Annotated in this window: 16 protein-coding genes; 7 read left to right on the top strand and 9 right to left on the bottom strand. The window is 41.2% G+C overall.

Annotation, left to right across the window (positions count from 1 at the left end):
- Window positions 1-150: 150 nt before the first annotated feature.
- The 4 genes from greA to dapB form a co-directional block, all read right to left on the bottom strand.
- Entirely contained in the window at window positions 151-627 is a 477-nt protein-coding gene (gene greA / locus QL984_RS00080) for a transcription elongation factor GreA (RefSeq protein ID WP_010388635.1), read from the bottom strand.
- A 50-nt stretch (window positions 628-677) separates the two neighbouring features.
- Complete coding sequence (gene carB / locus QL984_RS00075; RefSeq protein ID WP_138764355.1) at window positions 678-3,896, bottom strand: carbamoyl-phosphate synthase large subunit; 3,219 nt, start codon at window positions 3,894-3,896, stop codon at window positions 678-680.
- Window positions 3,897-3,912: 16 nt separating this feature from the next.
- Window positions 3,913-5,049, bottom strand: a complete 1,137-nt coding sequence (gene carA, locus QL984_RS00070) for a glutamine-hydrolyzing carbamoyl-phosphate synthase small subunit (protein WP_016900401.1) — start codon at window positions 5,047-5,049, stop codon at window positions 3,913-3,915.
- 362 nt (window positions 5,050-5,411) lie between these two features.
- Window positions 5,412-6,209 (bottom strand): 4-hydroxy-tetrahydrodipicolinate reductase, encoded by a 798-nt coding sequence (gene dapB, locus QL984_RS00065; protein ID WP_008463955.1) that lies wholly within the window; start codon window positions 6,207-6,209, stop codon window positions 5,412-5,414.
- 571 nt (window positions 6,210-6,780) lie between these two features.
- On the opposite strand from dapB, the gene QL984_RS00060 reads away from it, so the two are divergent.
- Window positions 6,781-8,094, top strand: a complete 1,314-nt coding sequence (locus QL984_RS00060; RefSeq protein ID WP_013465160.1) for a Na+/H+ antiporter NhaC family protein — start codon at window positions 6,781-6,783, stop codon at window positions 8,092-8,094.
- A 118-nt stretch (window positions 8,095-8,212) separates the two neighbouring features.
- Complete coding sequence (locus QL984_RS00055) at window positions 8,213-9,001, top strand: nucleoside-binding outer membrane protein (protein ID WP_024602952.1); 789 nt, start codon at window positions 8,213-8,215, stop codon at window positions 8,999-9,001.
- Between the two features lie 66 nt (window positions 9,002-9,067).
- Here the strand turns inward: QL984_RS00055 and QL984_RS00050 are convergent, their stop codons facing one another.
- Window positions 9,068-9,865, bottom strand: a complete 798-nt coding sequence (locus tag QL984_RS00050; RefSeq protein ID WP_013465162.1) for a M48 family metallopeptidase — start codon at window positions 9,863-9,865, stop codon at window positions 9,068-9,070.
- A gap of 170 nt (window positions 9,866-10,035) precedes the next feature.
- Here QL984_RS00050 and QL984_RS00045 point away from each other — a divergent pair, with 170 nt between their 5' ends.
- Complete coding sequence (locus tag QL984_RS00045; RefSeq protein WP_013465163.1) at window positions 10,036-11,235, top strand: Bcr/CflA family efflux MFS transporter; 1,200 nt, start codon at window positions 10,036-10,038, stop codon at window positions 11,233-11,235.
- 27 nt (window positions 11,236-11,262) lie between these two features.
- On the opposite strand, the gene grpE is transcribed toward QL984_RS00045, so the two are convergent.
- Both grpE and QL984_RS00035 read right to left on the bottom strand, forming a co-directional pair.
- Window positions 11,263-11,874 (bottom strand): nucleotide exchange factor GrpE, encoded by a 612-nt coding sequence (grpE, locus tag QL984_RS00040; protein WP_013465165.1) that lies wholly within the window; start codon window positions 11,872-11,874, stop codon window positions 11,263-11,265.
- 58 nt (window positions 11,875-11,932) lie between these two features.
- Complete coding sequence (locus QL984_RS00035) at window positions 11,933-12,898, bottom strand: HrcA family transcriptional regulator (protein WP_016900402.1); 966 nt, start codon at window positions 12,896-12,898, stop codon at window positions 11,933-11,935.
- 338 nt (window positions 12,899-13,236) lie between these two features.
- Here QL984_RS00035 and nadK point away from each other — a divergent pair, with 338 nt between their 5' ends.
- From nadK to QL984_RS00015, 4 genes are all read left to right on the top strand, one after another.
- Entirely contained in the window at window positions 13,237-14,121 is an 885-nt protein-coding gene (gene nadK, locus QL984_RS00030; protein ID WP_024602951.1) for an NAD(+) kinase, read from the top strand.
- Window positions 14,122-14,396: 275 nt separating this feature from the next.
- Window positions 14,397-14,954 (top strand): hypothetical protein, encoded by a 558-nt coding sequence (locus QL984_RS00025; protein WP_013465168.1) that lies wholly within the window; start codon window positions 14,397-14,399, stop codon window positions 14,952-14,954.
- A gap of 75 nt (window positions 14,955-15,029) precedes the next feature.
- Window positions 15,030-16,703, top strand: a complete 1,674-nt coding sequence (recN, locus tag QL984_RS00020; protein ID WP_013465169.1) for a DNA repair protein RecN — start codon at window positions 15,030-15,032, stop codon at window positions 16,701-16,703.
- A 48-nt stretch (window positions 16,704-16,751) separates the two neighbouring features.
- The gene (locus tag QL984_RS00015; RefSeq protein WP_024602950.1) at window positions 16,752-17,069 is read left to right on the top strand and encodes a hypothetical protein; all 318 of its coding nucleotides are present in this window, start codon (window positions 16,752-16,754) and stop codon (window positions 17,067-17,069) included.
- A 222-nt stretch (window positions 17,070-17,291) separates the two neighbouring features.
- On the opposite strand, the gene QL984_RS00010 is transcribed toward QL984_RS00015, so the two are convergent.
- Together QL984_RS00010 and gltB are read right to left on the bottom strand one after the other, a co-directional pair.
- Complete coding sequence (locus QL984_RS00010; RefSeq protein ID WP_013465171.1) at window positions 17,292-18,707, bottom strand: FAD-dependent oxidoreductase; 1,416 nt, start codon at window positions 18,705-18,707, stop codon at window positions 17,292-17,294.
- Between the two features lie 9 nt (window positions 18,708-18,716).
- Window positions 18,717-23,174, bottom strand: a complete 4,458-nt coding sequence (gene gltB / locus QL984_RS00005; protein WP_290171822.1) for a glutamate synthase large subunit — start codon at window positions 23,172-23,174, stop codon at window positions 18,717-18,719.
- Between the last annotated feature and the right edge of the window lie 315 nt (window positions 23,175-23,489).

Below are 23,489 nucleotides of genomic sequence, written 5' to 3'. Positions count from 1 at the left end.
TAGGTTACTACCATAACAACATAGTCTACATTTACAAACAATGAATAATAATTGACCGGTATCTAAACCAAATATAAAAACCAAGCATAAAAAAACCAGTGCTTATTGCTAAGCACTGGTTTTTATAAAACGTTAAAGTGAGTTAACTAATTAAATATACTCAACCTCAATGATTTCGTACTCTACATCACCTTTTGGCGTTTTGATAATCACAGCGTCATCCGCTTGTTTACCAATTAAGCCGCGAGCAATTGGTGAATTGACAGAGATTAAATTACTTTTAATATCTGCTTCATCATCGCCAACAATCTGATATTTAACTTCAGCGTCGGTTTCAACATTAACGATGGTTACTGTAGTACCAAAAATCACTTTACCTGTATTAGGCATCTTTGTTACGTCAATCATCTGCATGTTTGAAAGTTTTGCTTCAATTTCTTGAATACGGCCTTCACAAAAACCCTGTTGCTCACGCGCAGCGTGATACTCAGCATTTTCTTTTAAGTCACCGTGTTCACGTGCATCAGCAATATCAGATACAATTTTTGGACGGGTAACAGTTTTTAATTCGTTAAGTTCATCGCGCAATAATTTTGCGCCACGAACTGTCATTGGAATTGATTGCATACTTTTCTCACTTAATCCCAAGGCCGTGGTTACGGCCTTGGCACATTTCCTTAGTTCAATCGCAGGTGTAGTTCTTGAACAGACGTCACTTTACTGCGGTCATCTGCTTGGTTAGCAGTACAGTTAGCAAATGCCGCATTCAATGTCGTAGTATAATTGGTTTTGTGCTGCAATGCACCACGACGTAACACCTTCGAATCTTCAATCGCTTGGCGACCTTCGGTGGTATTAACGATATAGCTATACTCGCCATTTTTGATTCTATCAAGAATGTGCGGACGACCTTCATATACTTTATTTACACGGCGAACCGTAATTCCAGCATCTTCAAGTGCAGCAGCTGTTCCACCTGTTGCATCTAGCTCAAAACCAAGGTCTGTCATGGTTTTAGCTAGTTCTACAATACGTGGCTTATCGCTATTACGTACAGATAGTAACGCGCGACCACCACGTGGTAAAGTGTTGCTTGCACCTAATTGTGCTTTTGCGAACGCTTCGGCGAAAGTATCACCAACACCCATTACTTCACCCGTAGAGCGCATTTCTGGGCCACGGATAGGATCCACACCTTGGAACTTAGCAAATGGCAATACCACTTCTTTTACGCTGTAGTACGGTGGAATCACTTCTTTAGTAATGCCTTGGCTTGCTAAAGATTGACCTGCCATACAACGTGCCGCAACTTTTGCAAGTGCTACACCCGTTGCTTTAGATACAAATGGAACTGTACGTGCTGCACGTGGGTTTACTTCGATTAAATACACTTTGCCATCTTTAACCGCAAACTGTGTATTCATCAAACCAACTACGCCAAGCTCAAGGGCCATATCAGTTACTTGCTTACGCATTACATCTTGTACTTCTTGCGTTAGCGAGTGAGCTGGTAATGAACACGCTGAGTCACCAGAGTGAACGCCCGCTTGTTCAATATGCTCCATGATGCCGCCAATAATCACTTGCTCGCCATCACAGATAGCATCAACGTCAACTTCGATTGCGTTATCTAAGAAACGGTCAAGTAACACGGGTGCTTCGTTTGATGCAGATACGGCCTCGGTCATGTAACGACGTAAGTCTTGCTCATCGTATACAATTTCCATCGCACGACCACCTAATACGTACGAAGGACGTACTACCAGTGGGAAACCAATTTCAACTGATTTTAAAATAGCTTCTTCAGTTGAGGTTACGGTGGCATTTTCTGGCTGCAGTAAATCCAAACGCTCAACAAGTTGTTGGAAGCGTTCACGATCTTCTGCACGGTCAATCGCATCTGGCGAAGTACCAATTACTGGCACACCGTTCGCTTCAAGCTCACGCGCTAGTTTAAGTGGTGTTTGACCACCGTACTGCACGATAACGCCTTTTGGCTTTTCAACACGTACAATTTCTAGTACGTCTTCAAGCGTAATTGGCTCAAAGTATAAACGATCAGACGTATCGTAATCGGTAGATACCGTTTCAGGGTTACAGTTAACCATAATAGTTTCGTAACCGTCTTCACGAAGCGCAAGCGCTGCGTGTACACAACAGTAATCAAATTCAATACCTTGGCCGATACGGTTAGGACCACCACCAATCACCATGATTTTATCACGGTCAGATGCGTTCGCTTCACACTCTTCATCGTAAGATGAGTACATGTAAGCTGTATCTGAGCTAAATTCGGCAGCGCACGTATCAACGCGTTTGTACACAGGCACAATATTGAGTTGATGACGCTTTTTACGGATTTCAGCTTCTGACACACCGGCAATTTCTGCAATACGCGGATCTGCAAACCCTTTGCGTTTAAGTTTACGCAAGAAGTCTGCATTTAAGCCGGCCATACCGACTTCTGAAATTTTAGCTTCGTCTTTTAAGATATCTTCAATTTGTACTAAGTACCAAGGGTCAATCTTAGTTAATTCAAATACATCTTCAACGCTCATACCATGGCGCATTGCATCGGCAATGTACCAAATACGCTCTGCACCTGGCTCACGTAATTCACGAATGATTTTTTCTTTTGCTTTAGGGTCATCAAGTGCCACAATTGGGTTAAAGCCTGTTGCGCCTACTTCTAAACCACGTAATGCTTTTTGTAATGACTCTTGTTGGTTACGACCAATCGCCATTACTTCGCCCACTGATTTCATTTGCGTCGTTAAACGGTCGTTTGCACCGGCAAATTTTTCAAAGTTAAAGCGAGGAATTTTTGTTACAACGTAATCGATTGACGGTTCAAACGACGCTGGGGTTTTACCGCCAGTGATATCGTTTTGAAGCTCATCTAACGTGAAGCCTACCGCTAACTTAGCGGCGATTTTAGCAATAGGGAAACCGGTTGCTTTAGAGGCCAGTGCCGATGAACGTGATACACGTGGGTTCATTTCAATGATAACCATACGGCCATCAACGGGATTTACACCAAATTGTACGTTTGAACCGCCGGTTTCAACACCAATTTCACGCAATACGGCCATAGAGGCATTACGCATGATTTGGTATTCTTTGTCGGTTAATGTTTGTGCTGGAGCCACAGTGATTGAGTCACCTGTGTGCACACCCATTGGGTCAAAGTTTTCAATAGAACAGACGATAATACAGTTGTCTTTTTTGTCACGAACAACTTCCATTTCGTATTCTTTCCAACCAATTAACGACTCATCTATTAATAACTCGCTGGTTGGTGAAAGGTCTAAACCGCGCTCACAGATTTCTTCAAACTCTTCCATGTTGTAAGCCACACCGCCGCCGGTGCCGCCCATTGTGAAAGAAGGACGAATAATACACGGTAAGCCGATACGGGTCATGGTATCGCGCGCTTCATCCATTGAATGGGCAATTTCAGCACGTGGACATTCTAGGCCGATGTTACGCATAGCAACATCAAAGCGCTCACGGTTTTCTGCTTTATCGATTGCATCGGCTGTTGCGCCAATAAGCTCAACGCCATGCTTAGCCAATACACCATGCTTGTCTAAATCAAGCGCACAGTTTAATGCTGTTTGGCCACCCATTGTAGGCAGGACAGCATCTGGCTTTTCTTTTTCAATGATTTTTTCTACCACTTCCCAGTGAATTGGTTCGATGTATGTTGCATCGGCCATTTCTGGGTCAGTCATGATAGTTGCTGGGTTTGAGTTAACTAATATAACTCGATAGCCTTCTTCTCTTAGTGCTTTACACGCTTGAGCACCAGAGTAGTCAAATTCACAAGCTTGACCAATTACAATTGGGCCTGCGCCTAAGATAAGAATGCTTTTTATGTCGGTACGTTTTGGCATTATTACTCCGGTTAAATTAGTGGTTACGCGCTTGCATCAAATCGATGAAGTGGTCAAATAATGGGGCTGCATCGTGCGGACCAGGACTCGCTTCTGGGTGACCTTGGAAGCTAAATGCTGGTTTATCTGTACGGTGAATACCTTGCAATGTGCCGTCAAATAACGATTTATGCGTTGCACGTAGGTTATCTGGTAATGTGGCTTCATCTGCAGCAAAACCATGGTTTTGTGCGGTGATCATTACGACATCGCGCTCAAGATCTTTAACTGGGTGGTTACCACCATGGTGGCCAAACTTCATTTTTACTGTTTTAGCACCTGAGGCAAGCGCTAATAGTTGATGCCCTAAACAAATACCAAAAATTGGCGTATCGGTTTCTAAAAAGGTTTTAATTGCATCAATGGCATAAGTACATGGCTCAGGATCGCCAGGGCCATTTGATAAGAAAATACCATCAGGGTTTAATGCTAGTACGTCAGCGGCAGAGGTTTGTGCGGGTACAACCGTTAGTTTACAACCACGATCTACAAGCATACGTAAAATATTACGTTTAACACCGAAGTCGTAGGCAACAACATGAAACTTTTCATCATCAGCGTGTAAGGTTTTAAACCCTTCGCCTAATGTCCAGCTTGATTCGCGCCACTCAAAATTTTCCTTGGTTGAGACAACTTTTGCTAAATCCATGCCTTTTAAGCCTGGGAAGGCTTGCGCAGCTTCAAGCGCTTTTTTCTCGTCTAGTTCGTCACCGGCAACGATACAGCCATTTTGTGCGCCTTTATCACGCAAAATACGGGTTAGTTTTCTGGTGTCGATGTCCGCAATACCTAAAATATTACGTTCTTTTAAGTAATCATCTAACGATTGCTCGTTACGAAAATTACTCGCTAGCAGTGGCAAATCACGGATCACTAGGCCTTTAGCCCAAATGTGACTCGCTTCTTCGTCTTCGCTGTTGGTACCCGTATTACCGATATGTGGGTACGTCAAAGTTACGATTTGTTCCGCGTACGATGGATCAGTCAAAATTTCTTGATAACCAGTCATAGACGTATTGAATACTACTTCACCGACTGACATGCCGTCAGCGCCGATTGCAGTACCGCGAAACACTGTGCCGTCTTCTAGGACTAACAGAGCGGATTTAGTCAAGTTAAACCTCCTAACAGTAAAAAACGGGAGTAAGCAAATTGCTTAACACCCCGCCAATACTCAGATAATTGGTCAAAACCTGATTTCTGTGAGCTTAAATTGTTTTACGCAGTCTTAAATGATGCCGATGTAAACCACTAAACCTTCATTCATTTTTCTTGCCTAAAACTCTTTTCATTCCCACACAAACCCCGGTTTTGCTAACCATATGAGTATAATTGGAAACACGCATTTAGTAATTTTTGGCAAATTGGCTGCATTCTACATGAAGTTGGCTTTTAGGTCTAACGCTAATTAGTAAATTGCAATAAATAAGTGGTTATAGCAAAAAACCACCCCAAAGCGTTAAAAAAGGAACTTAACTACTTTAAATCTAGCACATCTTGCATGTCATAAAGTCCTGCAGGTTTATTTTTCAACCACTGCGCAGCTCTTATAGCACCTAGCGCGAAGGTCATTCGCGAACTTGCTTTATGGGTTAATTCAAGTCTTTCGCCCATTGTAGCGAAGTAGGCCGTGTGTTCACCTACTATATCACCGCCCCTTAGCACCGAATAACCAATTTCATTTTGTGATTTGGCCTGCTCTATGTTGTTGCGATCATAAACGGCAACCTCATCATGATCCCACCCTTTTGCCTGAGCAATCGACTCGCCAATGGCAAGTGCAGTGCCCGATGGCGCATCAATTTTATGACGATGATGTGCTTCAAAAATTTCTATATCTAAATCATCGCCTAGTTTTGTTGCTGCCGTTTGCACTAAGTTAAGCAGTAAATTTACGCCCACGCTATAATTACGCGCAAATACAATCGGAATATGTTTAGCTGCATCCGTTAATAGCGCCATATCGTCATGAGTTAAGCCGGTGGTGCCAATTACCATAGGTGTTTTTTGCTCAACGGCTGTTTTTAAATGATTTCTCATGCCTTCAGGCAAAGTAAAGTCTATAAGCACATCTACATTTTCAACCTGCTGTTCACTGCTAAACTTAATCTCTTTTGCCGCTGCGCTATTAAGCTGATTAACGGGCAGGTCTAATAACGGTGACTGACTGCGCACATAGGCCGCCGCTAATTGTGAATTTTTATTGATTGTTGCTGCTTCTACAAGTGCCAGTCCCATACGGCCATTCGCACCAAACACACCTACTCGATTCATCTTTTTACAACCTATGTATTTTTTAGTTAGCTAGATTTTATCTAAAACTCATGTAATAGTCAGGAAAGCTTATAAAAAAGCTTCGATTATTTTAGGGTCTGTTGACCTTTGCGGATTAAAATTTGTTCAAACTAGGAGCGGTTTAATCGTGGCGCGAGGTTTGTAACCTAGTGGGCTAAGTAAAAACCGAGCAACAAAGAGTAAATCGCCCCTAGGCAGAACCCTTCGGGCAGCGCCTGTTTGGCATTGATGCTGCGTTACCGCCTATTTATGGGGAACAACTACACCACATAGGCTCTGCCTTGCCTAAATACCAAACAGACTGCTGCAAATTTAACCTTGAAAGATCAACAGACCCTCATAATAATAACAGATAGTCTTTGCATTTAGCCATCTATACATTTAAACTTCTTTTTTTGCGCCGATTTGGTCTTTGGCTTGCGGGCGCTGTTGGGTTACTTATCTGGTTAGATAGTAAAACAAACAACTAAATTCAGCTAAAAGAGGGATGCTTTGGCTGTTTAATATATCAATCGACTTCGATTGCTATGAATAATTAACGAGGATTATGATGCAGCCATCATTTGATAAAAATAAAGCAAGATTTTCTTTGCTTCCCCTACTCACCTTTGTTGCTATTTTTTTAGGCTCAGGCTTATATTTACAATCTCAAGGGGTTGATTACGCGTTTTATCAACTCCCAGCACCAGTCGCTATTTTACCCGCGATTGTTTTAGCCTTTATTTTAAATAAAACCAGCATCAACCAAAGCGTAGAAACCTTTATAAAGGGCGTAGGTAATAACAATATTATTACCATGTGTCTTATTTACTTACTAGCGGGTGCTTTTTCGGCGGTTGCTGGTGCTACCGGCGGTGTGGATGCGGTTGTTAATGCCGGACTTTCACTTATTCCCCCTTCGTTACTACTACCTGGTTTATTTTTAATAGCGGCGGTTATTTCTACTGCTATGGGCACTTCAATGGGAACTATTGGTGCTATTGGCCCAATTGCCTATGCAGTATCTATTAAAACAGGAATTGATCCTGCTTTAATGGCCGGTACCATTGTATCTGGTGCTATGTTTGGTGATAACTTATCAATAATTTCTGACACCACGATTGCTGCTACCCGCACGCAAGGCTGTGAAATGAAAGATAAGTTTAAAGAAAACCTTAAAATTGCTGTTCCGGCCGCCATACTCACTATTGCATTGCTATTATTTTTAACGCCTGCAGCACAAGTAGTTGATACCAAAGACTACGATATTTTATTAGTACTTCCGTATGCCTTTATTTTAGTCCTGGCGGTAATGGGCTTTAATGTGTTTGTAGTGCTGTTAAGCGGTATTGTGTTTGCCGCATTAATGGGCTTTACCGGCAGCTATGAAGGTGCAAGCTTTGTAAAAGATATTTACAAAGGCTTTAGTGAAATGCAGGAAATATTTTTACTGTCTATGTTTATTGGTGGCCTCTCTGAGTTTATTCGTATTAATGGCGGCCTCGACTATATCGCTCAAAAAATTCAAGCTATTACTAAAGTCATTGCCAAATGGCACCGTAAAGTAGCCGATCAGTTAGGGATCGCGGCATTAGTTGTCACCAGTAATATGTGTATTGCCAATAATACCGTGTCTATTATTGTGACAGGCCCTATTGCTAAAAAACTGGCTGATGATGGCGAAATTAGTGGTAAACGCTCTGCCAGTTTATTAGATATTTTTGCCTGTGTAACCCAAGGGTCTTTGCCTTATGGCGCGCAAGCATTATTACTCGGTGCTACATTTAAAATTAGCCCGTGGGATGTTTCAACCTCATCTTACTACTGCTTTATTTTAGCCTTTACTGCTATTGCTGTTATTTGTTTGCGCCGCAATAAAGCATAATCTCCCTTTTTACAGTGTATTAGCTGCGTGCTAATGCACTGTTTATCACAATAAATAATTAACAAATTAACCGTGTTTGCTATAATGTGATATTCAGCGTGTCACATAAAATATGGTTATGAAAATTAAAAACTTACTTCCTCTCGTTGCACTAAGTGCGTGTGCCTTAAGTTCAACAGCTACCGCTGCTAATTGGAGCAATACGGCGCTTCATATTAATAACGGCAACCACAAAAACCCATTTACTGAACAAAAATCTAATACCACGGTGTACTCAATTGAGCATGCTTCTGGGCATGATTATGGCGATAACTTTTTCTTTATTGATTACAGTACCGACAGCAACGATGATGGCTTTCAAGATCAAGACTTTTACTTTGAAGGTTACTCTACCCTTAGTTTATCTGCAGTAATGGACGAAAAAGTAGCGTCAGGGGCGCTTGTTGATGTTGGCCTAACCATGGGTATTAATGCTGCAGGCGATGCCAAAGTAGTTAAATATTTACCAGGCGTAAAATTAAGCTGGGATGTGCCTGGTTTTAATTTCTTTTCAACCCTTATCAGTGCATACATTGATGATAGCGAAGGCGTTGCAAAAGGCGGTGCACCCATTGAAACTAACAGCTGGATGTTTGATGTAGCCTTTGATTACCCGTTCATGATTGGCTCGCAAAAGTTTAACGTAAAAGGACATGCAGAGTACATTGCTGAACGAAAAGATGAGTTTGGTAACGATGTGCGTGCTTGGTTTTTAGCCCAACCTATTATTGTATGGGATATGGGACATGCGCTAGAAATGAAAGAAAATACCTTACTGTTAGGTATGGAATGGCAATACTGGCACAATAAATTTGGTACTGATGTTAGTGAATCAGTACCGCAAGTTCATTTAGAGTGGACTTTCTAATATATAATTGAATGTTTTAATTATAAAAAATAAAACCTGTCATTAGACAGGTTTTTTTATGGCTGATCACAACTTACACTGCGGATTTTTACCTTGTGCTTTAGCTGTTTTTTGCTCGCTAAGCGCTTTACTCATTTGCGATTGTAAATTTGCAATACGGCTCGTTGGTGCTGGGTGAGTTGATAAAAACTCTGGCGTAGCCCCACTGCCCGCTTGGCTCATATTTTGCCAAAGTGTTACAGACTCTTTGGGATTAAACCCTGCTTGCGCCATAAGATCTAAACCAATTGTATCTGCCTCTGACTCATGTGAGCGACTAAAGGGTAAAACCACACCATATTGAGCGCCTAAACCAAGGCCTTGCATAATTTCATTACGGTATTGCACGTTACCCATTTCAAGCGCCGCATTGCCCAGCTGCATACCCGTTTGTAAAATAGAACTTTGTGAGACCCGTTCATTTGAATGCTCAGCAATCACGTGTCCAACTTCATGACCTAAAACAGTGGCAACCTGATCTTGATTTGTGGCTATTTTTAAGAGCCCCGTATGTACACCAATATAACCGCCAGGCAATGCAAAGGCGTTTGCAGATTCATCTTCAAATACCACCACTTCCCAATTTTGAGATGCATATTCTGTAGGAAGCACGGCCACTACTTTTTCAGCAATGCAATTGACGTAACTGTTTACTTTTGGATCTTTATTTATCGGCTGCGTTTTTTTCATCTCTGCAAAACTGGCAGTACCCATTTGAGTCATTTGTTGATCTGAGTAAAGCGCAATTTGCGTTCGCCCAGTTGGTGATGTTTTACAACCTGCTAATACTGCACTGGCTAGAACTACCAAAACCAATTTTTTCATTGTGTTACCCTAAAAAAGTTTGTTACTAAGTATAGAATAGCAAACGCGGTGTTAGTTTAAAATCTTTGCTTTTTGCAATTAAACAATTAAGTTAGCAGGCAAACTAAGTTTATCCAAGGCTATTGCCCTGCTATAATGCTGGGCCTATATTCGTTGTTTTGAGTTTTTAAATGAGCGCTTCGGCTTCTTCTTTTAATACCCGTATTTTATTGCCTTTATTAGCCAGTATTGTCGCGATCACGCCTTTAGCCATTGATATGTATTTACCGGCGATGCTGGTGATTGCCAATGATCTCAATACCAGCATGCCAAATGTTCAAATATCGTTGAGTATATACTTAGCGGGTTATGCATTGGGCATGTTATTTTTTGGCCCCATAGCCGATCAAATTGGCAGGCGTAAACTGGCACGGATAGGTCTCAGTTTATTTGGCTTAAGTTCACTGGCGTTAGCATTTACCACTGAAGTGCATACTTTTTGGCTGTTAAGAGCTGTACAGGCATTTACAGGCGCGGCCGCTACGGTTGTCGTCCCTGGGATCATTAGGCATATATATCAAAAAAATACTGCTAAAGGTATGTCTTACGTGTCTATGATTATGATGATAGCACCGTTACTTGCCCCCTCTATCGGCTCGGTCATTTTAGGCTTTTCGGTATGGTCGACTATTTTTATTGTTTTAGCGACCTATAGCTTTGTTATTTTACTTTTTGTGCAACGTTACTTAATCGATATTCCAATATTTAAAAATGAGCGAAAAGGATTAGCATTATTCTTCTCAAGTTATAAAGTGGTATTAAGTAATACGCACGCCCGCGCCGATATTTTAAGCTCGATGTTTGTGTCGTTTGGCTTTTTTTGCTTTTTAACGTCCGTCCCTTATATTTACCTCGACCTATTTAAAGTATCAGAACAATTGTTTGGCCTGTTATTCGCTTTTAATGTAATGGCGTTGATGTTTGGTAATTTTTTAAATACTCGCGTAGTGCCACGTATTGGCTCACGCAAAATGCTTTATTATGGCTTAATGTGTGGCTTTATCTCTGGCGCAGCATTACTTAGCTTTAGCGTATTAAACTTGTCACTTTACTTTATTGTTGCGGCTATTGCTCCGTTGATGATGAGCCTAGGTATAATAGCAAGTAACGCAGATTCATTGATTTTGATGAAATTTGAGCAAAATACAGGGACTGCAACGGCGGTTATTGGCACCTTACGTTTTGGTAGTGGCGCATTAGTAGGCCCTATATTAGCGGTAATGCATGCACAAAGTGCAGTTCCATTTTCAAGTTTAATGTTCAGCGCAGTTGTACTCACTATCCTAGTGCAGTTAGTTCATTATTTTAAAGACAAAAAAAATGCCTCATAATGAGGCATTTTTTAATTGTATACTTAATTAAGCATCAGCTGCTTTAGATACCATAACCATTGCAGGACGTAATAAACGACCGTTTAATGTGTAACCTTTTTGCATTACTGCTAACACAGTATTAGGCGTCACATCATTACTTGGCTGAATCGACATTGCTTGATGAAAATCTGGGTTAAACTGCTCACCTTGTGGGTTTACAATTTCAACGCCAAATTTAGCCACTGCATCGTTAAAGCTTTTTACTGTCATATCAATACCTTCTAACAAAGGCTTAAGCGTTTCATTTTCTTTATCAGAGAACTCAATAGCACGCTCTAAGTTATCTATAACAGGAAGTAATTCGTTAGCAAATTTTTCAAGTGCAAATTTGTGCGCTTTCTCAACATCTTGTGCAGCACGACGACGCATATTGTCAACGTCAGCAGCAGCGCGAACGACGCTATCTTTCTGATCTGCAATAGTTTGTTTTGCCGCTTCTAACTCAGCATATAACATTGCAATTTCTGCTTCAGGGCTTTGCTCTTGCTCGGCGTGTTGTTCTGCTGCTTCTACTGCAGCCTCAACGTCGGCTTCCATTTGCGCCACTTCTTCGTTCAATTCTACTTCTTGCTCTGGGTTTTGTGTCTGCTCAGACATAAAATATACGCTCCAATTCTTTACAACTGCGGTAATTATGGGGATTGAATAAAAAGATTCAAGAGCCCGATGGCTCTAATAATTTAAATTCTTGGATTATTTTCTCTAATTGCGCTGATTTCGGACAAATAACACAAAAACGACTTTGATATTCCTGATTTTGAAAGTACGGCACAGTGATCACAATGAGATCATCACAAGTACTAAAAGGTAAATTTTCAGCACTGAGTATAGAGACCCCGTTTTTAAATGCGAGCTTATCTTCCACAAAATTTAAAAATGAAACACCAATATTAAGACTTTGCTCACAATCTATTTTTTTATAAAGGTAGTTTTCGCCCACCACAATACTGTTATCTGAGCCTAATTTTTGGCTTAACTCACGCGTCCATTGAGTTAAAGAGTCATGACAATTACGCGGTGCCGTATTTGCCATGGCCTGCATTCTGTATAGCCCTTCAATGAGCGTTTGCTGGCTAAATACAGTGTTAAGCCAAGTAGCAAACTCGTAGCGTTGGCCGTCACTGGGATCATCAGGCTTGTTAATGCAAATATTATGGCTTTGCCCTGCTCTGTCTAAAAGTAAGATAAGCCAATTATTAGCGTCAAAGTCGAGTACTTCTACTCTAAATACCTGCTGAGTTCTAACTTGTGGTAGCCCCACACAACAGCATACTTGATAACGTTGACTCAAGCCATGTGCCAATTCGACTAGCTCAGCCTGCTCAGGCTGCCAATAATTAGCAATAGCACCCAAAGTAAAAAACTCATCAAACCAATAGTCAAAGCCATCATTGGTGGGGACTCGTCCTGCAGATGTATGTGGTGAATACAATAAGCCTATTTTTTCAAGGCGTGCCATCGCGTTGCGAACAGTGGCAGAACACACCGCCATACCTTTTTGTTTTGCAATTTTTGTTGAAGGCACAGGTAAGCCATCACCATTACAGTACAGGCTCATAACAGCGGCAAAAATTTGCTGGTCTCGAGGATTTAATTTCATGTTATCTACATCTTTACGCATGACTGTTATATCGGGGCTAGGTATTATTATTTCAAGTATAAGAAATTTAATAAATCTAAATTTTACAGTGAATTAATTAAATCAATTAGTCACTATTAAGCTCTGTTATTTTTGCGGATTAAAATTTGTTCAAACTAGGGGCGATTTAATCGCGATACGAGCTTTGTAACCTAGTGGCCTAAGTGAAAACCGAAAACAAAAAGTTAATCGCCTCTAGTCAAAACCCTTCAGTCAGTGTCTGTTTCGCATTGAAAGGACAACAGACCCTAAGATCTGTGTTTTCAAACACTTCTGTTTTAGGTTACTCTACCAATACCGAAACTTTCAGTGTATTTATTATGGACTCTCCCTTTAACACTATTGGCTTGATTGGTAAGCCAAATCATCCTAATGCAGCCGCTACGTTACAACGATTACATACGTTTTTATTAGCTTTAGGCTTTGAGGTGATTGTTGAAAAACGCACGGGAGGTCAACTTAGTGATGTACCTGAGGACAAGCTCGTAAAACTCGTTGATTTGGGAGCGCGCGCCGATTTAGCCATTGTGGTTGGTGGTGATGGCAATATGCTTGGCGCTGCAAGAGTACTCGCTCGTTTTGATATTGCGGTAATCGGTGTAAACAGAGGCAATTTAGGCTTTTTAACCGATTTAAATCCAGAAGGATTTGAAGGCAGTTTAGAACAAGTACTCAGTGGCGATTACATTGAAGAAAAACGTTTTTTATTAGAAGTAGAAGTGTACCGTCATAACGAACTTAAAAGCGCTAATTCGGCAGTAAACGAAGCGGTGCTTCATGCTGATAAAGTAGCACACATGATTGAGTTTGAAGCATTTATTAACGATGATTTTGTATTCTCACAACGCTCTGATGGATTAATTGTATCGACTCCAACAGGTTCAACAGCCTACTCTTTATCGGGCGGCGGCCCTATTTTAACCCCAGAACTCAACGCCATGTCATTGGTTCCTATGTTCCCGCATACTTTATCAAGCCGCCCTTTAGTGGTAGATGCCGATAACGAAGTACGTTTAAAGCTTAGTTTAGAAAATACCGATAGCTTACAGGTAAGTTGCGACAGCCATGTTGTACTTGCCGTATTACCCGGTGATGAGGTCGTTATTCGCAAAGCAGATAGAAAATTACGGTTAATTCACCCAAAAAATTACTCTTATTATAATGTGCTTCGTAAGAAGTTAAACTGGGGTAGCCGTTTATACTAAAAACGGTTGAGCTTTTAGGACTGAGAGTTGTTTAATTGAGAGGCGATGTAATCGCAGCAAGAGATAGTTAATCGAGTGGACAAAGTAAAAAGCGATTAAAACTACTGCGCATGCTCATATCCCTTGCCTCTAAACAGGTAGGCAAGGCTGAGTCTCTTTGAGTGTGCATGTTTCACCCCAAAAGATAAACAATCTCTCAGTTATTGCCAAACATGCAACTTTAGAGCAAAATATCGGGCTAGATTATTAATCATCACCATCAGGAAATTGTAGCAATGACTTATGTAGTATTTCTTGCTTTATTATTGTTAATTACTTTACTTGGCAGTTACTTACTCATTGAAAGTAATCGTAAAAAGACTATTGAAGCAAAGAAAAAGCTGTTTAACGAGCGCGTTGCAAGTACTCAATCACGTTTAAAAATAAAACTTAACGAGTTACTTGATGCAAAAGTCATTAGTGCTAAACACCTTCCTCGAATTCAAGCCGTTGTCAGTAATTTTTTTGTGGTACAGCCACACACTGATGAAAATTTAAATAAGCTAGAATCGCTATGCGATTTACTTATTAATATACTTAACGAAGAACTAATAAAAACCTATAAAAATAATAACAGCCAAGCTTTTTCCGATACCACTCAATATTTCATAGCAGAGTTACCAGCTCAAGGTATTTTATATAATAAAAACTTTTATCAAGAAGTCCTTCCTACGCTAATTTTAAAGTTAAAAACTGAAGACATAGCGCAACCAGTTGATAGTATTGACCTTAACGATGAAAACCTCCCTATTGATGAAGAAAAAAAAACATTAATTGAGTCCAGCCTTGCTTAAAATATAGAAATTTAATTTGCAAAAAACCAAAACACTGTATAAATTAACAGTTAATTCACTGGATGGATGAACAGTATGTTAATTGGTTTAGAAATTAAAAATTTTGCAATCGTAAGTAATTTAAGCACAGAATGGCATTCGGGTATGACCGCTATCACCGGTGAAACGGGAGCAGGTAAATCAATCGCCATTGATGCATTATCATTGTGTCTTGGAGAGCGAGCAGAAGCGTCTGCTGTGCGCCCAGGTACTGATAAAGCAGAGGTAAGTGCACAATTTGATTTAAGCAATTTACCACTCGCTCATGCTTTTTTAGAAGAGAACATGCTTAATAACGACGACAACGAATGTTTACTTCGTCGAGTTGTTTGTAAAAATGGTCGCAGTAAAAGCTACATTAATGGCAGCCCAGTTACCGCTGCACAACTAAAAGAGCTAGGCCAATATTTAATTTCTATTCATGGTCAACATGCGCACCAGCACCTATTAAAGGCAGAGCATCAGCTACAATTACTCGATGCATATGCAGGCCATCATAATCTTGTTAATGCTGTAAGCCAGCGTTATAAACAATTTGCTGACTTACAAAAAGAATTTAAACAGCTAGAACAACAGCAGCAGCAACAAGCCGCACAAAAGCAACTATTGGAGTATCAAGTCGCAGAGCTTGATGAATTTGCATTGCAGGCAGATGAATTTGAGCAAATAGAAGCCGAACATTATAAACTCAGCAATAGCCAAACTATATTGCAAGTCTGCCAGCGCGAGTTGCAGCATTTATATGAAAATGATGAACAAAATGCGTGTTCCATTATACAGCACAGCGCCCAACAATTTACTGAACTTGCACAGTATGATGAAAGCTTAGCCAGTGTGGCAACATTATTATCAGAAGCCGCTGTTCAAGTTGAAGAAGCAAGCCGAGAAGTTCGTAATTACACTGAACAAGCCGACTTGGATCCTCAGCGATTAACTGAAGTAGAAAATAGACTCAGTGGTGCAATGGACTTAGCCAGAAAACACCATATAAAACCCCAAGAGCTCGTTGGATTTCATCAAACTATTGCACAAGAGCTTGAGTCGATAAGTAATAACAGCTCACGTCTTGAGCAACTTGAAGGTGAAATTGAACATGCCCTTGAGGATTATCAAAACGCCAGTGAACAATTAAGTGCAAGTCGCCACCAGTATGCGAATACATTAAATGGATTGATCAGCGAAAGCATGGCTAATCTATCTATGGAAAATGGCGTATTTGAAATAGCATTGACTGCACAAAACGATCGCGCTCCAAATAGCTTAGGCTTTGATAATGTTTCGTTTTTAGTATCAACAAACCCAGGGCAACCATTGCAACCTTTAGCAAAAGTAGCCTCGGGTGGTGAGCTATCACGCATTAGTTTGGCTATTCAGGTTATTATTGCGCAAAAAGTCACGACCCCTACGCTTATATTTGATGAAGTGGATGTTGGTATTTCTGGCCCAACAGCTGCTGCTGTTGGTAAACTACTGCGCCAACTAGGTAAGTCTACGCAAGTAATTTGTGTAACCCATTTACCGCAAGTGGCCAGTAGCGCTCATCAGCAGTTTTTTGTTGCCAAAGAAATTGCAGACGGTGAAACATTTACGCATATGCTGGCATTGAATAAAGATGGTCGAGTAAATGAGATTGCTCGATTACTGGGTGGTGATAACATTAGCAAAACAGCTAAAGCAAATGCAAAAGAGCTTATAAAAGCGCACGGATAAAGTGAATCGCTTTATAGTGCGTTACCTTGATACGATGAGGATACATTAATGCAAACGACGGTCATTTATTTTGGCTTAGCAATTAACTGGCTGCTACTGATTGTCAGTATACTTTTGGCTGTTTTTAGTAAGTTTAAACATACACAATTTAAGCAGAGCTTATATCGCTTTTTAAATGTGGCATTAATTGTACATATTGTTATTGCTGTTATGTTAGTTTTTAGCCGCACAGCTATTAGTGGCTTAATAACACTAAGTTGGTTAGTTATTGGCCTACAGCTTGTTTGTAACGTTATTTGCTATAAAAGTGTGAAACGCCGACAAGCCAGAGTGAAACCGAGCCTAGATCACTTCTCGATGGATTAACTAACAGCGCGTTTAAAAAAGCCCACAATCTATGTATTGCGGGCTTTTTTATTTGTAAAATCTTATAATTGTAAATAGCTAGGTCAAAACCTACGTCCCTTTTTGTAGACCTTAAACACCGACTATGGAACCATAAATATTTACCTTTGTTTGTAAAACTGAGGAAATAAAAAAAGCAAACCCGAAGGTTTGCTTTTGACTCCATTCTAACAAAAGCATTATTTACACTTTTAAATAATCCATAATGCCTTCTGCAGCGTTACGCCCCTCAAATATAGCGGTGACCACTAAGTCTGAACCACGAACAATATCGCCACCAGCAAATATTTTAGGATTAGTGGTTTGATGTGTAAATTCACCTTGCTCGGGTGCATTAATACCACCCCAGTGGTTAATTTCTACGTCGTACTGCTCTAGCCAATCCATTTTATGTGGCTTAAAACCAAATGCCATAATCACTTGTGTGGCTTCAATAATATGCTCTGAACCCGGTACTTCCTCAGCGCGACGGCGGCCGTTTTCATCTGCCTCGCCAAGCTGAGTTTTTACCATTTTAACACCGGCTACAGCACCTTTGTCATCAAGCACAATCCCTTTAGGCTGAACGTTATAAGTAAAAATGACGCCCTCTTCTTTGGCATTTTTTACTTCGCGTTTTGAACCAGGCATGTTCTCTTCATCACGACGATAAGCACACGTTACTTTTAACGCGTTATGACGAATAGAGGTACGCACACAGTCCATTGCTGTATCACCACCACCTAGTACCACTACTTTTTGGTTTGCCATATCAATGCAAGCTTGTTTAGACTCATCGTAACCCATAACACGATTAGTGTTACCAATTAAAAATGGCAGGGCATCATGTACTCCCGGTGCATCTTCGTTCTCAAGCCCCGCTCGCATACTCTGATAAGTCCCCACGCCCAAAAATACAGCGTCATACTCATTAAGTATTTCATCCATGCTAATGTCTTTACCTACTTCGACATTAAGCTTGAATTCAACACCCATTTCGGTAAATATTTCGCGACGTTTTTGCATGACTTCTTTTTCTAATTTAAAAGAAGGAATACCAAAGGTTAACAGCCCACCAATTTCAGGGTGACGGTCAAATACCACAGGCTTTACGCCATTACGCACTAAGATATCTGCACAGCCTAGGCCCGCAGGCCCTGCGCCAATAATGGCAACTTTTTTATCAGTCCATGTCACATAGGACATGTCTGGTTTCCAGCCCATTTTAAACGCGGTGTCGGTGATGTATTTTTCAATATTACCGATTGTTACTGCACCAAACTCTTCATCTAATGTACATGAGCCTTCGCATAAGCGGTCTTGCGGGCATACTCGTCCACACACTTCTGGCAAACTGTTAGTACGGTGCGATAGCTCAGCGGCCTCTAAAATACGCCCTGTACGGATCAGTTTTAACCATTGTGGAATATAATTATGTACTGGACATTTCCACTCACAATAAGGGTTACCACAATCAAGGCAACGATCCGCTTGTGAATTAACCTGATTTTCTGAAAAGGGTTCATAAATTTCTACGAACGATTTTTTACGCGACGAGATTGGTTTTTTGCGTGGGTCTACACGCTGCACGTCTATAAATTGATATACATTTTCGCTCATACTGCCCCCTTATTGCGCCTGAACACGAAGTTCGGCGCTACTGCGAGCGCGGTGCCCGAGTAAACTTTTTACGTCACTTGATTTAGGTTTTACTAATTTGAACATCGGTAAATAAAGTTCAAAGTTAGCTAAAATAGTTTCTGCTCTGCATGAGCCTGTTAGCTCTAAATGATCAGCAATTAAGCCGCGTAAATGCTCTTGATGTGAACTTAAGTCATCTAAAGTAACCACTTCAACCAACTCTGGGTTAATGCGTTTCTCAAAATCACCTCGTTCATCTAAAATGTAAGCGAAACCACCGGTCATACCTGCACCAAAGTTCACTCCTACATTACCAAGTACACACACAACGCCACCGGTCATGTATTCACAACCGTTATCACCTACGCCCTCAACAACAGCTTGCACGCCTGAGTTACGTACAGCAAAACGCTCGCCTGCACATCCTGCTGCAAACAATTTACCGCCGGTTGCACCATATAAACAGGTATTGCCAATAATTGTTGCTTTATGACTTTCAAATGACGAACCCAATGGTGGGCGAATAACTAGCTTACCGCCAGCCATGCCTTTACCAACGTAATCGTTAGCATCGCCAACCAAAGTCATTTCAAGGCCACCGGCATTCCATACACCGAATGACTGACCAGCTGTACCATGTAATTCAATAACTACCGGATCTGCGGCCATGCCTTGATTACCGTGTTTATCAGCAATACACCCAGAAAGCATGGCACCTACTGATCTGTCGGTATTACAAATACGACTTACTAATGAAATGCCGCTTGAGTTATCTATTGCCTCTTGTGCCTTACCAAGTAAGTTCTCATTTAACTCACCTAAATAATGCGAGCTATTTGGTGCACTGCAAAACAAAGTTTCACCCGTTGGATTATTTGGCTGAGCGATAACCGCTGATAAATCTATTTTTTGCTGCTTCGCTGTTTTGCCTTCAATGGCTTCGAGTAAGTCTAAGCGACCAATTAAATCGGTTAGGTTTGCAACCCCTAAACTTGCCATAATTTCGCGCGCTTCTTGAGCAATGAACTTAAAGTAATTCATCGCCATTTCTGGCAGACCATGATAATGCTTTTGACGTAATGTTTCGTCTTGTGTTGCCACACCTGTCGCACAGTTATTTAAGTGACAGATTCGTAAGTATTTACAGCCTAATGCAACCATAGGCCCTGTGCCAAAGCCAAAACTTTCGGCGCCTAAAATGGCCGCTTTGATGATATCAAGGCCGGTTTTTAAACCGCCATCTGTTTGCAGGCGAATACGATGGCGAAGGCCATTTTCTACCAATGCTTGTTGTGTTTCAGCAAGTCCCAACTCCCATGGGCTGCCAGCGTATTTAACTGAGGTTAATGGACTTGCACCTGTGCCACCATCATAGCCTGAAATAGTAATTAAGTCGGCATACGCTTTTGCTACACCGGTTGCAATTGTGCCAACACCCGGTTCAGATACCAGTTTTACTGAAATCAATGCATTCGGGTTTACTTGTTTTAAGTCAAAAATCAGCTGGGCTAAATCTTCGATAGAATAAATATCGTGATGCGGCGGAGGTGAAATAAGAGTCACACCCGGTACCGAGTAACGAAGCTTGGCAATATAGGGAGTGACTTTTTCACCCGGTAATTGTCCGCCTTCCCCAGGTTTAGCGCCTTGTGCCACTTTTATTTGAATAACATCAGCGCTACGTAAGTAATGTGGGGTGACACCAAATCGACCCGAAGCTACTTGTTTAATACGTGAATTTTTTTCTGTACCGTAACGAAGTTTGTCTTCGCCACCTTCACCAGAGTTTGAGCAGCCACCTAAACGATTCATGGCAATTGCAAGTGCTTCATGCGCCTCTGGTGATAATGCACCAATACTCATGGCGGCTGAGTCAAACCGTTTATAAAGCTCAGTGGCAGGCTCTACCTCATCAATGCTTATACCCTTTTCTGGCAGTTTTAAAGCCAACATATCGCGCAGAGTCGCGACTGGACGGTGATTAACTAGCTTTGCGTATTCGCTGTAATCACTGTACTCGCCGCTACGTACTGCTTTTTGTAACGTTTGAATCACATCAGGGTTGTAAGCATGGTACTCGCCGCCGTGTACGTACTTAAATAAACCACCATGGCTTAATAATTTACGTTTACTAAACGCCAGTTTATGCAAGCTTTGCTGATCGTCATCAAAGTCGCTAAAACACGCCCCTTTAATACGACTCGCCACGCCTTTAAAACACATCTCAACAATAGCGTCCGATAGACCAACGGCTTCAAACAGCATTGAACAACGATATGAAGCCACGGTACTAATGCCCATTTTAGACATGATTTTGTACAAGCCTTTATTAATTGCTTGACGATAAGCCAGTGTAACTTCACAGTATGACTTATTAATTACCTTGGTATCGCTCATAGCCACAAGTGACTCGTACGCTAAATACGGGTAAATTGCGGTTGCACCAAATCCAAGTAGTACCGCAAATTGATGCGCATCGCGAACGCTGCCAGTTTCAATAATAATATTTGACTCACAGCGTAAGTTATTATCTACCAAGCGTTTTTGTACCGCACCCACCGCCATAGCAGCAGGGATAGGTAATTGATTGTCATCAAAGTTACGATCCGTTAATACCAGCATAATGCAGCCAGATGCGGCTTTTGCTTGTGCTTCATCACAGATGCGCTTAACCGCATTCTCAAGGCCTTCTTCTACGGTGTAAGTAATATCAATCTTACAATAGCTGTAGTGCGCTTCATCGGCGTTAAGTAGCTGCTGCATATCAGCGTACATTAAAATAGGCGTATCAAATTGCAGGCGTTTAGCGTGCCCTGTTGTTTCATTAAATACGTTTTGCTCACTGCCAATACACGTTGCAAGCGACATTACATGGTTTTCACGTAACGGATCAATTGGCGGATTAGTAACCTGAGCAAACTTTTGACGGAAATAATCATAAAGTGAACGGTGCCCTTCACTCAGTACGGCAAACGGCGTATCGTCACCCATTGAGCCAGTGGCTTCTTGCCCATTTTCACCCATGACACGAATGACGCTGTCTAGCTCTTCGTTAGTATAGCCAAACATCTTTTGGTATTTGACAAGGGTTTCATCATCAAATGAGCGATTGCCCGCATCTTGCTCGGTAAGTGCTTCAAAAGGCGTTAATCGTTTAACGTTTTCTTCTAACCACGACTTATAAGGGTGGCGTGATTTTAAATCTTGGTCAATTTCATCTGAATGCCAAATTTTACCCAATTTAGTATCAATAACGAGGAGTTCGCCCGGGCCAACACGTCCTTTTTCGACCACTTCGTCAGCGGTGTAATCCCATATACCCACTTCAGAGGCTAAAGTAATAAAGCCATCTTGAGTAATAATATAACGCGCTGGACGTAAACCATTTCGGTCTAGGTTACAGGCTGCAAAACGCCCATCCGACATAACGATGCCTGCAGGGCCATCCCACGGTTCCATATGCATCGAATTAAAATCATAGAATGCACGTAAGTCGTCATCCATAGCACGGTTTTTTTGCCATGCTGGCGGCACTAGCATGCGCATCGCACGGAATAAATCCATACCACCAGCTAAAAACAGCTCTAGCATATTATCGAGGCTAGATGAGTCAGACCCTGTTTCATTAACAAACGGCGCTGCGCTTTGTAAATCAGGAATAAGCGGCGAAGCAAATTTATAAGAGCGTGCACGGGCCCACTGGCGGTTACCTTCAATAGTATTAATTTCACCATTGTGCGCTAAATAACGAAATGGTTGCGCTAAAGGCCAGCGAGGCTGTGTGTTTGTAGAGAAGCGTTGATGAAAAACACAAATAGCACTGGTCATGCGAATATCAGCAAGATCGAGATAAAAATTTGGCAAGTCAGCAGGCATCATTAAGCCTTTATAGATGGTGACTAGCCCAGATAAGCTCGCAATATAAAATGATTCATCATCCATCAAGCGCTTTTCTGCACGACGACGTGCAACATATAAACGTCGCTCTAAATCTTTAGAACGCCACCCTTCTGGCGCACTAATAAAAATTTGTTCAAACCCAGGCAATTGCTTTAGGGCTATAGGTCCTAACATTGATGGATCGGTAGGGACAACACGCCAACCTAAAATATTAAGCGTTTCTTTTTCTAGTTCTTCGCTTAAAACATCTTTAGCTGCTTGTGCTAATACCGGATCAGCATTGAGGAAAATCATCCCAACGGCGTAATTTTTACCTAAATGCCAATTATTTTCAGCAGCAATAGCACGAAAGAAGCTGTCTGGTTTTTGAAGTAACAAGCCACAACCATCACCCGTTTTACCATCAGCAGATATACCGCCGCGGTGCTGCATGCGATCTAAACCGGTGATCGCCGTACGGATGAGTCGGTGACTCGCTTGGTTATTAACTTGGGCTATTAAGCCAAAGCCACAATTATCTTTTTCTAGTTTTGAGTCATATAACATGGACCCCTCCCCTTGCTGCACTGTTAACGTGGATGAACGGCTCGACGATTTGCTAACAGACGATCAAAATTAGCGTTATTCCTAACCTGAGTCAATATCTTTCTGAATACATATTCATTATATTGAATATATTTCAACTTCATTAAAAATCATAAAATAATGCTAAATATTAACATTTGAGTAGATATTGGATCGAAAACTTTAATGACACCGGTGTTATTTTTAAGAACTTGTAAATAACCCCCCCCTCAATAGTCAGTTTACGTAAACGTAAACCATGCAAATAATGAATAATTATTCATAGCCGTATTTTAT

The sequence above is a fragment of the Pseudoalteromonas sp. APC 3495 genome (assembly GCF_030407645.1).
GTDB lineage: Bacteria > Pseudomonadota > Gammaproteobacteria > Enterobacterales > Alteromonadaceae > Pseudoalteromonas > Pseudoalteromonas tetraodonis.
This window is presented reverse-complemented; position numbering and strand designations above follow the sequence as displayed.

Excerpts from the sequence above, each read along its gene's own strand:
- dapB (WP_008463955.1), bottom strand. The coding sequence starts at position 6,209 with ATGAATCGAGTAGGTGTGTTTGGTGCGAATGGCCGTATGGGACTGGCA.
- recN (WP_013465169.1), top strand. The coding sequence starts at position 15,030 with ATGTTAATTGGTTTAGAAATTAAAAATTTTGCAATCGTAAGTAATTTA.
- QL984_RS00015 (WP_024602950.1), top strand. The coding sequence starts at position 16,752 with ATGCAAACGACGGTCATTTATTTTGGCTTAGCAATTAACTGGCTGCTA.
- grpE (WP_013465165.1), bottom strand. The coding sequence starts at position 11,874 with ATGTCTGAGCAGACACAAAACCCAGAGCAAGAAGTAGAATTGAACGAA.
- gltB (WP_290171822.1), bottom strand. The coding sequence starts at position 23,174 with ATGTTATATGACTCAAAACTAGAAAAAGATAATTGTGGCTTTGGCTTA.
- nadK (WP_024602951.1), top strand. The coding sequence starts at position 13,237 with ATGGACTCTCCCTTTAACACTATTGGCTTGATTGGTAAGCCAAATCAT.
- carB (WP_138764355.1), bottom strand. The coding sequence starts at position 3,896 with ATGCCAAAACGTACCGACATAAAAAGCATTCTTATCTTAGGCGCAGGC.
- greA (WP_010388635.1), bottom strand. The coding sequence starts at position 627 with ATGCAATCAATTCCAATGACAGTTCGTGGCGCAAAATTATTGCGCGAT.
- QL984_RS00045 (WP_013465163.1), top strand. The coding sequence starts at position 10,036 with ATGAGCGCTTCGGCTTCTTCTTTTAATACCCGTATTTTATTGCCTTTA.
- QL984_RS00025 (WP_013465168.1), top strand. The coding sequence starts at position 14,397 with ATGACTTATGTAGTATTTCTTGCTTTATTATTGTTAATTACTTTACTT.
- QL984_RS00035 (WP_016900402.1), bottom strand. The coding sequence starts at position 12,898 with ATGCGTAAAGATGTAGATAACATGAAATTAAATCCTCGAGACCAGCAA.
- QL984_RS00010 (WP_013465171.1), bottom strand. The coding sequence starts at position 18,707 with ATGAGCGAAAATGTATATCAATTTATAGACGTGCAGCGTGTAGACCCA.
- QL984_RS00050 (WP_013465162.1), bottom strand. The coding sequence starts at position 9,865 with ATGAAAAAATTGGTTTTGGTAGTTCTAGCCAGTGCAGTATTAGCAGGT.
- QL984_RS00055 (WP_024602952.1), top strand. The coding sequence starts at position 8,213 with ATGAAAATTAAAAACTTACTTCCTCTCGTTGCACTAAGTGCGTGTGCC.
- QL984_RS00060 (WP_013465160.1), top strand. The coding sequence starts at position 6,781 with ATGCAGCCATCATTTGATAAAAATAAAGCAAGATTTTCTTTGCTTCCC.